11 protein-coding genes are annotated in these 14,198 nt (G+C 65.8%); 1 reads left to right on the forward strand and 10 read right to left on the reverse strand.

Features of this window, described 5'->3' with window-relative positions; genetic code table 11:
• Positions 1 to 17: 17 nt before the first annotated feature.
• The gene (gene glnK / locus QN413_RS14480) at positions 18 to 356 is read right to left on the reverse strand and encodes a P-II family nitrogen regulator (protein WP_323497283.1); all 339 of its coding nucleotides are present in this window, start codon (positions 354 to 356) and stop codon (positions 18 to 20) included.
• A gap of 64 nt (positions 357 to 420) precedes the next feature.
• Positions 421 to 1,284, reverse strand: a complete 864-nt coding sequence (locus QN413_RS14485) for a TorF family putative porin (protein WP_416352185.1) — start codon at positions 1,282 to 1,284, stop codon at positions 421 to 423.
• Positions 1,285 to 1,500: 216 nt separating this feature from the next.
• Between QN413_RS14485 and QN413_RS14490 the strand changes: the two genes are divergently transcribed.
• On the forward strand, positions 1,501 to 3,039 hold the full coding sequence (locus QN413_RS14490; protein WP_323497285.1) for a YifB family Mg chelatase-like AAA ATPase: 1,539 nt from the start codon (positions 1,501 to 1,503) through the stop codon (positions 3,037 to 3,039).
• A gap of 16 nt (positions 3,040 to 3,055) precedes the next feature.
• On the opposite strand, the gene QN413_RS14495 is transcribed toward QN413_RS14490, so the two are convergent.
• The 8 genes from QN413_RS14495 to QN413_RS14530 form a co-directional block, all read right to left on the reverse strand.
• Positions 3,056 to 4,261 (reverse strand): fumarylacetoacetate hydrolase family protein, encoded by a 1,206-nt coding sequence (locus QN413_RS14495; protein WP_323497286.1) that lies wholly within the window; start codon positions 4,259 to 4,261, stop codon positions 3,056 to 3,058.
• Positions 4,262 to 4,319: 58 nt separating this feature from the next.
• Positions 4,320 to 8,075 (reverse strand): molybdopterin cofactor-binding domain-containing protein, encoded by a 3,756-nt coding sequence (locus QN413_RS14500; protein ID WP_323497287.1) that lies wholly within the window; start codon positions 8,073 to 8,075, stop codon positions 4,320 to 4,322.
• 10 nt (positions 8,076 to 8,085) lie between these two features.
• Positions 8,086 to 8,559 (reverse strand): (2Fe-2S)-binding protein, encoded by a 474-nt coding sequence (locus QN413_RS14505; RefSeq protein WP_323497288.1) that lies wholly within the window; start codon positions 8,557 to 8,559, stop codon positions 8,086 to 8,088.
• On the reverse strand, positions 8,559 to 9,227 hold the full coding sequence (pncA, locus tag QN413_RS14510; protein ID WP_323497289.1) for a bifunctional nicotinamidase/pyrazinamidase: 669 nt from the start codon (positions 9,225 to 9,227) through the stop codon (positions 8,559 to 8,561). The genes QN413_RS14505 and pncA overlap by 1 nt, the downstream gene beginning before the upstream one ends.
• Positions 9,228 to 9,329: 102 nt before the next feature.
• Positions 9,330 to 10,064, reverse strand: a complete 735-nt coding sequence (locus QN413_RS14515) for an ABC transporter ATP-binding protein (protein ID WP_323497290.1) — start codon at positions 10,062 to 10,064, stop codon at positions 9,330 to 9,332.
• Entirely contained in the window at positions 10,061 to 10,897 is an 837-nt protein-coding gene (locus QN413_RS14520; protein WP_323497291.1) for an ABC transporter ATP-binding protein, read from the reverse strand. The genes QN413_RS14515 and QN413_RS14520 overlap by 4 nt, the downstream gene beginning before the upstream one ends.
• Positions 10,894 to 12,840 (reverse strand): ABC transporter permease, encoded by a 1,947-nt coding sequence (locus tag QN413_RS14525; protein WP_323497292.1) that lies wholly within the window; start codon positions 12,838 to 12,840, stop codon positions 10,894 to 10,896. The genes QN413_RS14520 and QN413_RS14525 overlap by 4 nt, the downstream gene beginning before the upstream one ends.
• A 41-nt stretch (positions 12,841 to 12,881) precedes the next feature.
• The gene (locus QN413_RS14530) at positions 12,882 to 14,087 is read right to left on the reverse strand and encodes an ABC transporter substrate-binding protein (RefSeq protein ID WP_323497293.1); all 1,206 of its coding nucleotides are present in this window, start codon (positions 14,085 to 14,087) and stop codon (positions 12,882 to 12,884) included.
• Positions 14,088 to 14,198: the final 111 nt, after the last annotated feature.

A 14,198-nucleotide genomic window follows, 5' to 3' on the forward strand; every position in this document is an offset into this window, starting at 1 on the left:
TCTTTCGTGCCTTGATCTCAGAGCGCTTCAAGGCCCGTTTCGCCGGTGCGGATGCGAACAACCTGCTCGAGGTTGTAGACAAAAATCTTGCCGTCGCCGATTTTTCCGGTGCGGGCGGCACCCTCGACCGCTTCGATCACGCGCTCGACCAGCTCGTCGGAAACGGCTGCCTCGATCTTGACCTTGGGCAGGAAGTCGACGACGTACTCAGCGCCACGGTAGAGCTCGGTGTGGCCCTTCTGGCGACCGAAGCCCTTGACCTCGGTCACGGTAATGCCCTGCACGCCAATGGCCGACAGTGCTTCGCGCACTTCGTCGAGCTTGAATGGTTTGATGATGGCTGTAACCAGCTTCATGATGTTCTCCTTGAGATAAAACCGACGGGCGCGGCGGCGGTCGCCGCGCTTTCTATTTGGAGGGTCAGAACGTCTTGGTCAGCGTGGCGATGAACTGCGCCTTGTTGATCGACTGGGTCTGCGCGCCGATCGGGCCAAAACCCGGTTCCACGACCGCCAGGTAGGCGTCTTTCTTGTTGGCACCGACCACCGCACCGGCCAGCGACAGGCCACCGCCAAAGTCCCACGACGCGCCGACGTTGTAGTCGACATAGCTCTTGTAGCCCGTGTTTTTGCGGATGTCGCTGCTCAGGCGCGTGTAGCCGACAGCAGCCTTCAACGTCAGATGCGGGATGACTTCCTTGGCATACGACAGGTTCAGGTAGCCGCTGTTGCGGCCCTTCAGGCCCGAGCCGTTGGCCGCGCCGGCAAAGCCGAAGTAGTCCTTGGACACCGTGTGCGAGTACTTCGCGGTGAAGGCGCCCAGGGCGTCGTCGCTGTAGGTAGCAGCGCCATAGAGTTCCGTGGTGTTGCCCAGGTGGTTGCCCGGGTACACATAGGTCAGCACGCCGAAGTCGAGGTCGAACACGCCGACCTTCATCTTGTAGCCACCGTAGATGTCCATCTCGATGCTGTTGCCCGAGAGCCAGTTGACGCTGGAATTCCAGTTGCCCACGTAGAAGCCGCTTTCGCCGAATGCGTAGTCGAAGCCGCCCTGCACTGCCGGCTTCACGCCACGCGTCTTGTACAAACCGTTGTGGCCGATGGTGTCCTGGTCCTGGCCGCGGAACTTGTAGTTCGTGGTCAGCGAGATGTTGGCAGTCAGGGGGGACGTCGCCGCAGGTGCCGCAGCCGGATCGGCGGCCGGTGTCGTCTGGGCCAGGACGGCACCCGTCGCGGTCAAAGCGGTGGCCAGGACAACCAGGGTCTTGGCGGCGGTACGGTGCATCATCGGGTAGCTCCTCAGGGGGTTTTGGAATGGGTTGGAGTGATCCTCAAAGCAGGGAGCGTGCCAAAGTTCACGTAAGCGCGGAACCTGAACCGCTAATCCGAATCGCTCGCCGGGCGAAAGTTAATCAAACTGTTTCTGTCAATTGGCTGTCCGCCAACCTGCAGCAACGACCCCACAAAAGTATGGTGCACCATATTGGGGAAAGGGAGTGAAATGAGTTTGTCTTTGGTGCAAAGCCGCGCTTTGCTGGGCCTGGAAGCTGCCAGTGTGACCGTCGAGGTGCATTTAGCGAACGGGTTGCCCAGCTTCGTGCTGGTCGGGCTGGCCGATGTGGAGGTCAAGGAGGCCCGTGAACGGGTTCGCTCCGCGATCCAGAACGCCGGGCTCGACTTCCCGAACAACAAGCGAATCATCGTGAACCTCGCCCCGGCCGACCTGCCGAAGGACTCGGGCCGCCTCGATTTGCCGATCGCGCTCGGCATCCTGGCGGCCAGCGGTCAAATCGACGGTGCGCGGCTGGCAGGCCACGAGTTCGCGGGTGAGTTGTCTTTGTCAGGCCAGTTGAGGCCGGTGCGCGGCGCCCTGGCGATGGCACTCGCGCTGCACAGCTGCGGTGTCGCGACGAAGCTGGTGTTGCCCACCGAAAGTGCGAGGGAAGCCGCACTGGTGCATGGCACCGAGGTTTATGGCGCGGCGCATCTGCTCGATGTGGTGCGTCAATTTTTGCCAGCCGACGCGACTGCACCAATAGATGCTCCAGTCGACGGCTGGGCGCGCATGCTGCCGGCCGCGAGCGCCGCGCCGCCGCATTACGCCGATTTGTCCGACGTCAAAGGCCACGTCGGCGCCAAGCGGGCGCTCGAAATCGCGGCCGCCGGGAATCACTCGCTCCTGATGGTCGGACCGCCCGGTTCGGGCAAGTCAATGCTGGCGCAACGCTTTGCCGGGTTGTTGCCGGCGATGACGGTCGACGAGGCGCTCGAAAGCGCCGCCGTGGCCAGCCTCGGCGGCCGCTTCGCCATCGAGCGCTGGATGCAACGGCCGACCTCGACACCGCACCACACCTCGAGCGCGGTGGCGCTGGTGGGTGGTGGATCGCCACCGCGACCGGGCGAAATTTCGCTGGCGCATCACGGTGTGCTGTTCCTCGACGAATTCCCCGAGTTCGCGCGCTCGGCGCTTGAAGCGCTGCGCGAACCGCTGGAGACCGGCACCATCACGATTGCGCGCGCGGCCCGGCGCGCTGAATTCCCTGCGCGCTTCCAGCTCATCGCCGCGATGAACCCGTGCCCTTGCGGCTACCTCGGCTCCACGCTGAAAGCCTGCCGCTGCACGCCCGACCAGGTTGCGCGCTACCAGGGCAAGCTGAGCGGACCGCTGCTCGACCGCATCGACCTGCATATCGAAGTACCTGCGGTGTCGGCCAAGGAGCTGCTCGATTCACCTGCGGGTGAATCGACCGACAGCATCCGCACGCGAGCCGCCGCTGCGCGAGACCGCGCTGTCGAGCGACAGGGCAAGCCGAACCAGGCGCTGCAAGGTGCAGAGATCGATCGCCACGCCGGCCTCGAACCGGCAGCCCTGAAGTTCATGCACACGGCCGCCGCCAAGCTGGGCTGGAGCGCGCGGTCTACGCATCGCGCGCTCAAGGTCGCGCGCACCATCGCCGACCTGGCATCGTCGCCGCTGGTCGAGGTCGCGCATGTGGCGGAGGCAGTTCAATACAGGCGCGCCCTGCGCGGGACGCTCTGAAGGACGCGCTGAAACGCTAGAGCAATCCGCGTCCCGCAAGATTGCGCATCAACGCGCCAATGCCGAAGTTCCAGCGCGGCGCCTGATCGGCGTGCACCACGCGATTCACGAGCGCGCCGAGTTCCGGCGCCGAGATCGTCACAAGGTCGCCGACCACATGCGTGAAGCCCTGGCCCGGACCGTGCCGGTCTTGCGTCGGTGCGAACATCGTGCCGAGGAACAGCATCAGGCCATCGGGATACGCGTGATGCGGGTTGATCGCCTGGCCCACCAGGTCGAGCGGATCGCGGCTGATCTTCGCGAGCGAACTCGATCCTTCGAGCACGAAGCCTTCAGGGCCGACGACCTTCAACCCGACCGTGATGCGGCGCACATCGTCGATGCCGAAGTGCGCATCGAACAAGCGGATGAACGGGCCGATGGCACATGACGCGTTGTTGTCTTTCGCCTTGCCGAGCAGCAGCGCGCTGCGGCCTTCGAAGTCGCGCAGGTTGACGTCGTTACCGAGCGCCGCACCGAGCGTCTGACCCCGGCTGTTCACCGCCAGCACGACCTCCGGCTCGGGGTTGTTCCAGACCGAGCCCGAATGAATGCCAACCTGCGCACCGGTGCCCACCGCCGCCAGCACCGGCGCCTTGGTGAAGATCTCGGCGTCGGGGCCGATGCCGACTTCGAGATACTGCGACCACGCGCCTTGTGCGATCAGCAAGGCCTTGACCTTCGCGGCCTCGGCCGAGCCCGGCACGATGCCGGCCAGGTTGTCGCCCAGCACACCGCTGAGAGCCGCACGAATCGCGTCGGCCTTGGATGCATCGCCGCGGGACTGTTCCTCGATCACCCGCTCCAGCAGGCTCTCGACGAAGGTGACGCCGCTGGCCTTGATCGCCTGCAGGTCGCATGGCGCGAGCAACCATGGCCGGCCAAAGTCTCGCGCATTGGTCTCGTCGTCTTGCGCCTCGAAGCTGTTGGCGAGCACATCGGCGAGATGCGCGATGCGTGGCGCTTTGCCGGATTGGATGGCTTCGCGCACGGCATCGGCGGGCGGCGCATCGGCTTCGAGCAGGTCGCTCGCGGTCGGCGCGAGGTGCGAGAGGTCGTGGAGTCCGCCTTCGTGCACTGCGACCAGCGTGGGCCCGATGCCGGGTTGCCAGATGCGCCCGATGAGCGTGGCGCGGTCGGTGTCGCGGGGCAGGCTGGTGTCGGGCGAGAGGGTGGTGGTCATCGGGCGTGTCTCCTGGTTCGGCGCTTGAAAGCAGCGTCTGCCGTCGATGGTACGGCGATCAGCGCAAGGCCCGCACGCGTGCGACCTGCGCCGGCAGATCGTTCCATGCCGGCTCCTGTGGTGCGAAGCGCGCGCGCATGTAGCCCGCGAGTTGCGCGACCTGCGCATCGTCGAGTGCATCGCGAAATGCGGGCATGAAGCCGATGTCTTTGGTCGCCGGCGCGCGCACGCCATCGAGGATCGTGCGCAGCAGGTTGTCGGGTCGCGTGCTGGTGAGGTTGCTGTTGAGCGCGAGCGGCGTGTTGACGCCGAGCAGCGTCGGCCCGTCGCCATCGTGATGGCAGACGGCGCAGGCACTGTCGAACATGCGCTGCGCCGAGCCGAGCAGCGGGCCGCGACCGGCGGCGGCGCTGTCGATAGCGCGGGTCGCCGTGGCGGCGTGCGCTTCGGGCAATGCCGATGTCGTCACCGCATTGAACGACGCCAGATAGCTTGCCATCGCGCGTACATCGTCGTCGCTGACCGCGCCGAGTTCACGCACGACCTCGGCCATCGGACCGCCGGCGATGCCATGCCGTTGCGTGTGCCCTTGGCGCAGATAGCGGTACAGCTCATCGGCGTCCCACGGAACGGCCGCCTTCGAAAGCGAGGTGAGTGCGGGCGCTTCCCATCCGTCGGCGATGGCGCCGGAGAAGAGCGCATTGCCGCCCTGCTCCGCGCCGAGCGAATTGCGCGGCGTGTGACACGCCCCGCAATGGCCGAGGCCGTTGACCAGATAGGCGCCACGATTCCACTCGGCTGTCTGCGAGGCGACCGGCTGGTAGGGCGTCGCGTCGTGGAACAGCGCGTTCCATCCCGCCATCAAAGGACGAATGCTGAACGGGAACTTCAACTCGGCAGGCGGCGTTTCGGCGCGGACCGCGGGCAGCGACATGAAGTACGCATAGAGCGATTGAAGATCGTCGTCGCTGGTCCTCGCGAACGCCGTGTACGGGAATGCGGGGTACAGGTGATGGCCATCCCGCGAGACGCCTTCGCGCATCGCACGCTGGAATGCGCTGAACGACCAGCGCCCGAGACCCGTGTCGGCATCGGGCGTGAGGTTGGTTGCGTAGAGCGTGCCGAAGGGCGTCTCCATCGCACGTCCGCCGGCGTTGGGCACGCCGCCTGCAGCGGTGTGGCATACGGCGCAATCGCCGAGCGCTGCGAGCACCCGACCGCGCTCGATGGTCGAGGCGCTGTAGACCGGCGCGCTGAACGACACGGGTGCAATGACCGAGCGCCAGCCGAGCAGCCCGGCGATGACACCGATGCCGCCGATGGCGAGCGCACTCCCCACCGCCCAAATGCTTCTTGTATTGCTCCTTCCCCCTTTGGGAGAAGGCTCGGATGGGGGCACGCGCAGGTCAAGCTGCGCCGGTTTCATGCCCTCACCCATGCCCTCCCGCAGCGGGGGAGGGAGTGAACTGCCGAGCGCAGCACGGATCACTTCGGAGGTGAACGGTGGCGACCGAAACCGCACCCCCGTCGCATCGAAGATTGCATTCGCGATCGCCGCCGTCCCCGGCACCGAAGACGACTCGCCCGCGCCCAGCGGCGGCTCGCCGGGGCGTGCCATCTGGATCACTTCGATGACGGGAACCTGCCGAAAATTGATGATCGGGTAGCTGCCCCATTCGCGGCTCGCGACGACGCCGGACGGCAGCACGCCGGGCAAGCGTTCGCCGGCCTTGTGCTGCGGTGCGAACCGCACCTCCTCCATCAGCGCACGACTCGTGGTCTGGATCACGTTGCCGTGTACCTGGTGTTCGACGCCCGCGGGGTTGATCGTCAGCCCCGCATCGTGGCCGACGACCACGCGCCGCACATGCACCTCGCCGGTCTTGCGATTGACCTCGACGTCGGCTACCCACGCCGCCCAGGCCGCGCCGAAGCCCGGCCATTTGCTGTGCACGTAGCGCGCATACGCGAAGCCTTGGCCGAACAGGATGTCGCCGCCCTCGCCCAGTCCGCCATCGGCGTTTTCCTGCGGCCCGGTACGCATGCGCCAGCCGGCTTTCTGCGCGGTCGCCTGCACCAGCTCGACAGCACGCGGATCGCGCAGATGGCGCAGCCGGAACTGCACCGGATCGACGCCGGCGGCCGTCGCCAGCTCGTCGATGTACGACTCGTGCGCGAACGAGTTCGGCAGCGCCGACACCCCGCGCAACCACGACGCGCGAACCATCGGCGCCATGTCGTTGACCTTGACGCGCAGGTTGTCGACCGCATACGGCGGACGCGCCGTGCGGTCGCCCATTTCATAGGCATGCGCAACAGGTTCGATGGTGCGCGTCAGCAGCAACGCGAGCGTCGGCGATCCGTTGGAGGGGTAGGAGGTTTCGAAGTCATACGCAGCGATGCCGCCATCGGCGAGCAGGCCGCCGTCGATCTCCATCAGCTGCGCCGCGCCCTTCGGCTCCCACGCATGCTCCTGCTCGCGCGTGAGCTGCACCCGCACCGGCGCACCGACCGCACGCGCCAGCAACGCAGCATCGGCGGCTACGTCGTCGGCACCGTTGCGGCCATAGCAACCCGCGGCTTCCATGCGAACGACATCGACCTGCACATTGCTCACGCCCATCAACTTGGCGAGATCTTCGCGCAGCACGTGCGGACTCTGCGAGCCGGCCCAGACGCGCAGTGCGATCTGACCGCCGCCTTCATGCGTGTCAGCACCGGCATCGGCATGCCACTCCGCCAGCGCGCATGAAGGTCCGACCGACGCGTGCATCTGGTACGGCCAGACATACGTCCGCCTCATCGAGCTGCCGGACGCCGCTAGCGCGGCCAGCGCCCCATCGACATCCCCTTCGTCGACCAGCAAGCGCTGCGTCGACGGGTTGTCGCGAATCGCCTGCGCGACGTCGCCGAGGTCAGGCATGCCGGGCCACGGCTTCCATGTCACGCGCAGTTCGCGCAAGGCTTGCTCCGCGTGCTCTTCGCGCTCGGCGACGATGCCGACGAAGTCGCGGATCACCACCACCGCGCGAATGCCGGGGATGTGAGCGATCGATGCTTCATCTACTGACTCGAGCGTGTTGCCGATGAAGTCGCCATGGTCGGCACCGGCATACGGCGGCCGCACCACCCGGCCGTGCAGCATGCCGGGCACGCGCATGTCGTGCACGAAGACGAGTTCGCCCGCCAGCTTGGCCGGGATGTCGACGCGCGGCTGCGAGGTGCCGACGATGCGGTAGTCGTCCGGATGCTTCTGTTCGACGTGATGCGCCAGTTGCAGCACGGTGCGCTGGCCGGCCACGAGGTCGCCGAAAGCGACGCTGCGCTCGGGTGCATCGACGACGTGAACCACGCCGTTGCGAACGACCAGCGCGTCGACCGGCGCATCGAGCCGTGCCGCGGCACGCGCAATTAACCAGGCCCGCGCCTGTGCTGCGGCGAAGCGCAACGGCCTCGCATGGTTCTGGATCGACGCGCTGGCGATCGTTCCGCCCTGATTGGGTGCACGCGCGGTGTCGCCCAGCATCATGCGCACGCACGGCATGCCGAGGTCGAGCTCTTCGGCGACGATCTGCGCCAGTGCGGTCTGCAGGCCGGTGCCCAGATCGACGTGGCCGTTCAACCCCGTCGCGCTCCCGTCGTCCCACACCGCGAGCAGCACCTCGTCGCCTTCGATCGGGTTGCCCGACACGAGCTCAGGTTGGCCCTTGGCAGGCGGCGGTGCCGGCGGTGTCGGACGCACGATGACGAGCACGCCATCGGCATTCAAGAAGTCGGCGCGGGTGCGCGGCTGGTCGGCCCGCCGCGATGTCATTGCGCAGCGCTCATGACGCGGCCTCAGCCAGCCGCAGCGCCGCTAGCTGCACCGCGCGAACGATCTCGACATGCGTGCCGCAACGGCACAGGTTGCCGGACAGCTCGGCGCGGATACGGTCTTCGCTCGGGTTCGGCTCGCGTGCCAAGAGCGCCGCAGCCTGCATCACCATGCCGTTCAGGCAGTAGCCGCACTGCGCCGCCTGCGCGTCTTCGAATGCTTGCTGGACGGGGTGCCAATCGCCACGCGAACCCAGCCCTTCTAGCGTGGTGATCTCGCGCCCTTCGACGCCGTGCGCCGGGATCACGCAGCTGCGCGCCGCCACGCCGTCGACCCACACGGTGCACGCCCCGCATTGGCCAAGTCCGCAACCGTACTTGGGCCCGTTGAGCCCGAGGTCGTTGCGCAGCACGTGCAGCAACGATGCCTCGCGCGACACGGACAGCTGTTGCGCTCGGCCGTTGACGGTCAGGGAAAAGGCCATCAACCGATCAGCTCGGCCGACTGGATGCGCCCGACGCCCTGCGCGGCCATCTGCGCCCAGGCCTTGTCGAGCGAGCCATCGAGATCGATCGCACGCGTCGCGTCTTCGATGACGAACGCGGTGAAGCCGGCGGTGCGCGCATCGAGCGCGGTCCACGCGACGCAGAAGTCGGTCGCCAGTCCGGTCACATAGACGGTGTCGATGCCGCGCGCATGCAGATAGGCGGCCAGGCCGGTCGACGTCTTGCGATCGGCTTCTTCGAAGGCGGAGTAACTGTCGATGCCGGGATGGAAACCCTTGCGGATGATGAGCTGCGCCGTCGGCAGGTGGAGGTCCTTGTGCAGCGCGGCGTCTTCGGTGCCCTGCACGCAATGGACCGGCCACAGCACCTGCTCGCCATACGGCATCGTCGCCATCTCGTAAGGGCTGCGGCCCGCGTGGTTGACAGCGAACGAGGCATGGCCGGGCGGATGCCAGTCCTGCGTGATGACGATGTTCTCGAAGACCGACACGAGGCGGTTGATCACCGGCACGACCTCGGCGCCGCCTTTCACAGGCAGGCCACCGCCGTCGATGAAGCCGTTCTGCACGTCGACCACGATCAGGGCGGTCCTGGCGCGAGAGCGGCCAAGGGAGTTCGCAGCGGAGTCGGGAAAAGAGGCGTTCACAGCTCAGCCCACCGCGGCGACGTTGCCCGACTGGGGACGCTTGACAGCTTTGCGATGCATGGTTGGGTGTCCTTGGCTGGATGGTTGAGATGAAGCGACGAATCAAACGCTGAGATATTGCCGCCGCACATCTTCGTTGGCGGCAAGTTCGGCCATCGACGCGTGATAGCGGATCTGGCCTTTTTCGAGCACGTAGGCACGATCAGACACCAGTTCCGCAAAGTGCATGTTCTGCTCCGACAGCAGGATGCTGACGCCCTGCGACTTGAGCTCCAGGATCATGTTGGCCATCTGTTCGACGATGACCGGCGCGACGCCTTCTGACGGTTCGTCGAGCAGCACCAGATACGGGTTGCCCATCAGCGTGCGCGCGACGGTCAGCATCTGCTGCTCGCCGCCGCTCATACGGCCACCCGGCCGGTTCGGCATTTCGCCGAGATTGGGAAACAGCTTGAAGAGCCGCTCGGGCGTCCAGAGCGGTGCCGCCGTGCCGTCGGTCCAGTGCCGTTCGGGCTGCTTGCCGACCTCGAGGTTTTCCATCACCGTGAGATCGGTGAACACGCGCCGGTCCTCCGGAACGAAGCCGAGTCCGAGGCGCGCCGCCACATGCGGCTCGCTCTTCGAAATGTCGTGCCCCAGGAAGCGCACGGCACCGCGCCGTTTGGTCAGCATGCCGATCAGTGTCTTCAGCGTGGTCGACTTGCCGGCGCCGTTGCGGCCCATCAACGCGACGACTTCACCGCGTCGCACTTCGAGGTCGACGTCGTACAGAATTTGTGCCGCGCCGTACCAGGCGCAGACCGACTTGGCTTCGAGCAGCAGTTCGTGTGCACTCATGCCGAGGCTCCAACAGCAGCATTGACAGCCGCTGCCTTCTCCGCGATCTTCTCGAAGGTCTTGCCGCTGCCGAAGTACACCTCCTGCACTTTCGGGTGGTCGCGGATCTCGAGCGGTTTGCCCTGCGCGATCAGACGTCCGCGCGCCAGCACGATCATGCGATCGGCGTACGCGAACACCACGTCCATGCTGTGCTCGGTAAACAGCACGGCCAAGCCGCGGCTGATCACGAGGTCTTTGGTCAAAGCCATCAACGAGTTGCGCTCCTTCGGTGCCATGCCGGCAGTGGGCTCGTCCATCAGCAGCAGCTTGGGTGCGTTGGCCATCGCGATGGCGAGTTCGACGCGCTTGACGTCACCGTAAGCCAGTTCGCTGCACGGCCGATCGGCCTGCGCCTTCATGCCGACCTGGTCAAGCAACGCAAGTGCTTCGTCGCGCTTGTGCTCGGCGGCGCGGCGCCACATCGAGAACAGCTTGCCGTCGTGCGACAGCATCGCCATCTGCACGTTCTCGACCACCGTCAGCGAAGCGAACGTTTCTGCGATCTGGAAGGTGCGGCCGACACCCAGGCGCCAGATGGCGCGCGGCTTCATGCCCACCAGTTCGTGACCGTCGAACAGGATGGAACCCTGGTCGGCCTTGAGCTGCCCGTTGACCATGTTGAAGGTGGTCGACTTGCCCGCGCCGTTCGGCCCGATCAGCGCCAGCAGTTCGCCGGCCTTCAACTCGAAGTCGATGCCGTCGACCGCCTTCACGCCACCGAAGGATTTGCCGAGGCCGGTGACCTTCAAAAGCGGGACGTCGGTCACGGATGTTGCGATGTCTGCGTTCATGGAAGTTGCTCCTTCCCCTTCCGGGGGAAGGCTGGGATGGGGGCATCCCCCGCCATTACAGTCTTGCGTTTCAGCTTGTCGAACATCTGCTTGGAAAACCCCGCGATGCCCTGCGGGAACAGCAGCACCAAAATCAAAATAATCGCACCCAGCATCGCGCGCCAGTAGTCGGTATTGCGCGCCACCGTGTCGTGCAACCAGCTGAAGGTGACGGCACCGACGACCGGGCCCGCCAGAGTCTGGACACCGCCTAACAACACCATGACGAGCCCGTCGACCGACTTGTCGACGCTCAGGCTCTCTGGCGAAATGCTGCCTTTGGAGAACGCATAGAGCGAGCCCGCGAGACCGGCTGCGGTGCCGGCGATGACGAACGCCGTCCATTGCATGCGCTTGACGTCGATGCCGATGGCGTCGGCACGCAGCACCGAGTCACGCCCGGCGCGCAGCGCGTAGCCGAAGGGCGAGAACAGCACCCGGCGCAGCAGCAGCACGCCGGCCGCCACCAGGATCAGCGTGAGCCAGTAGTACATGCGCTTGTCCGACAGCCATTCCGACGGCCAGACGCCGGTGAGCCCGTTGCTGCCGCCGGTGAACGAATCCCACTGGTAGACGATGGCCCAGGTGATCTGCGCGAAGGCCAGCGTCAGCATCGCCAGATAGACCCCCGACAGCCGCACCGCGAACCAGCCGTAGACGAAAGCGCCGATGGCTGCGACCAGCGGCGCCACGATCAGCGCGAGTTCCATCGGCAGGCCGCTGGCCTTGACCAGCAGCGCAGCGCCGTAGGCACCCAGGCCGAAATACGCGGCGTGGCCGAACGAATGCATGCCGGCCGGACCCATGATGAAGTGCAGGCTGGCAGCGAAGAGCGCGGCGATCAGCAGGTCGATCATCAGCACCGTGGTGTAGGGCGAGTCGACCGTGAGCAGCGGCAGCGCCATCAGCAGCACGCCGAGCACGGCAACGGCCCACAGATAGCCCTTGCTGGCGCGACGCAATGGTTCTTCGGCCATACCGACATAGCGGCTCGGCGCCTGCGGCCGGCCGAACAGGCCCCACGGGCGCCACACCAGCACGATCGCCATCACGATGAAGTCGACCACCAGCGTGAGCTTGGAGAACGAGACGCTGTAGCCGAAGAGTTCCACCACGCCGAGCCAGATGCAGACCGCCTTGATCTCGGAGATGAGCAGCGCGGCGACGTAGGCACCGGGGATCGAGCCCATGCCGCCGACCACCACCACAACAAAGGCGGCACCGATGGTGTTCAAGTCCATCGCCAGCGTGGCCGGCTCGCGCGGCAGTTGCAGCGCGCCACCGAGTCCCGCGAGCATGGCGCCCAGCGCGAACACCGCCGTAAAGAGCCACGCCTGGTTGACGCCCAGCGCACTGACCATCTCGCGGTCTTGCGTGGCGGCACGCACCAGCGTGCCGAAGCGCGTGCGTGTCAACAGCAGCCACATGAGGCCGAGAACGACCGGGCCGACGACGATCAGAAACAGGTCGTAGGTCGGGAACTGCCGCCCGAGGATTTCGACCGCGCCCGACAGGCCCGGCGCGCGAGGGCCGAGCAATTCGTCGGGTCCCCAGAGATAGAGCACCGCGTCCTTGATGACCAGGACGAGTGCGAAGGTGGCCAGCAACTGGAACAGTTCCGGCGACTTGTAGATGCGCCGCAGCAGCACCATTTCGATCAACGCGCCGAGTACGCCGACGGCCAGCGCCGCGATGACGATGGCCGGCCAGAAACCGAGCCCGGTGCCGAGCCGGTCGACCAGCGTGTAGGCAATGTAGATGCCCACCATGAAGAAGGAGCCGTGCGCGAAGTTGACGATGCGCGTGACCCCGAAGATCAACGACAGACCCGCGCCCACGAGGAACAACGAAGAAGCCGATGACAGCCCGGTGAGGAACTGCAGCAGCAGGGACGAGAGGCTCATGAGGCGGGCAGTCGAAAGCTAGCGGTCGAAAAAAAGAACGATCAGTCTGCGGCCCGCGACTTCTTGACGTCGGCGGCGCTCGGCTGGAACTTGGCGCCGTCGAAGTACGTGTAGTCGACCATCACGCCCTTGCCGTTTTCGTTCTTCGTCTTGCCGACGAACGCACCCATCGTCGATTGATGGTCTTCGGCGCGGTAGGTGATCTTGCCGAACGGGGTATCGACCGGCAGGCCCTTGAAGGCGGCGACCAGCTTCAGCGGCTCGGTGCTCTTGGCCTTGGCGATGCCTGCTGCGACCGACTTGATCATGGTGTATCCGACCACCGAGCCGAGGCGCGGGTAGTCGTTGTACTTGGCGTGATAGGCCAGGAAGAAGGCCTTGTGTTCGGGCGTCTGGATGCCGTACCACGGGTAGCCGGTGACGATCCAGCCGTTGGGCGTTTCTTCCTTGAGCGGATCGAGATACTCGGGCTCACCGGTCAGCACGCTGACGACCGCGCGGTCTTTAAAGAGGCCGCGCGTATTGCCTTCGCGCACGAACTTCGACAGGTCGGCGCCGAACAGCACGTTGAAGATGGCGTCGGGCTTGGCATCGGCCAGCGCTTGCGCGACCGCACCGGCGTCGACCTTGCCCAGCGGCGGCGCCTGCTCGGCCACGAACTCGACATCGGGCTGTGCCGCCTTCAGCAGCGTCTTGAACGCAGCGACCGCCGACTGGCCGTATTCGTAGTTGGGGTACACGACGGCCCAGCGCTTCTTGTTGAGCTTGACGGCTTCAGGCACCAGCATCGCGGCCTGCATGTAGGTACCGGGGCGCAGACGGAAGGTGTACTCGTTGCCGCCTTGCCAGGTCATCTTGTCGGTCAGCGGTTCACCGGCCAGAAAGAAGATTTTCTTTTGCTTGGCGAAGTCGGCCACGGCCAGGCCGGTGTTCGACAGGAAGGTGCCGGTCAGCACGTCGATCTTTTCGCGCGCCACCAGTTCTTCGGCCACGCGCACGGCGTCGCCGGGGTTCGCGTTGTCGTCACGCGTGATGAGCTCGACCTTCTTGCCGTTGACGCCGCCCTTGGCGTTGATCTCGTCGACTGCGAGTTCCATCCCCTTCTTGTAGGGCTCGAGGAAGGCGGGCTGCGCCTTGTAGCTGTTGACTTCGCCGATCTTGATCACGCCCTGCGCATGGGCGGGCACGACGGCGATGGCGAACACGGCGAGAGCCGCGGCGCTGAAGACATGACGCAATGGGTTCATCGGGAAACTCCTTGGGGATGGTGACAAGTAACGAATGAGTAGCTCTTCGCCGGGAACACCGCGGAACGGGCTTTGCCCGGAAGCTGGTGTTGCCCCCTGCAAGGGGGTTGG

It is taken from the genome of Variovorax sp. LG9.2, from assembly GCF_035018885.1.
In the GTDB taxonomy this organism is placed as follows: domain Bacteria; phylum Pseudomonadota; class Gammaproteobacteria; order Burkholderiales; family Burkholderiaceae_C; genus Variovorax.

Coding starts and splice junctions, on each gene's coding strand:
- glnK (WP_323497283.1), bottom strand. CDS start 356: ATGAAGCTGGTTACAGCCATCATCAAACCATTCAAGCTCGACGAAGTG.
- QN413_RS14485 (WP_416352185.1), bottom strand. CDS start 1,284: ATGCACCGTACCGCCGCCAAGACCCTGGTTGTCCTGGCCACCGCTTTG.
- QN413_RS14490 (WP_323497285.1), top strand. CDS start 1,501: ATGAGTTTGTCTTTGGTGCAAAGCCGCGCTTTGCTGGGCCTGGAAGCT.
- QN413_RS14495 (WP_323497286.1), bottom strand. CDS start 4,261: ATGACCACCACCCTCTCGCCCGACACCAGCCTGCCCCGCGACACCGAC.
- QN413_RS14500 (WP_323497287.1), bottom strand. CDS start 8,075: ATGACATCGCGGCGGGCCGACCAGCCGCGCACCCGCGCCGACTTCTTG.
- QN413_RS14505 (WP_323497288.1), bottom strand. CDS start 8,559: ATGGCCTTTTCCCTGACCGTCAACGGCCGAGCGCAACAGCTGTCCGTG.
- QN413_RS14515 (WP_323497290.1), bottom strand. CDS start 10,064: ATGAGTGCACACGAACTGCTGCTCGAAGCCAAGTCGGTCTGCGCCTGG.
- QN413_RS14520 (WP_323497291.1), bottom strand. CDS start 10,897: ATGAACGCAGACATCGCAACATCCGTGACCGACGTCCCGCTTTTGAAG.
- QN413_RS14525 (WP_323497292.1), bottom strand. CDS start 12,840: ATGAGCCTCTCGTCCCTGCTGCTGCAGTTCCTCACCGGGCTGTCATCG.
- QN413_RS14530 (WP_323497293.1), bottom strand. CDS start 14,087: ATGAACCCATTGCGTCATGTCTTCAGCGCCGCGGCTCTCGCCGTGTTC.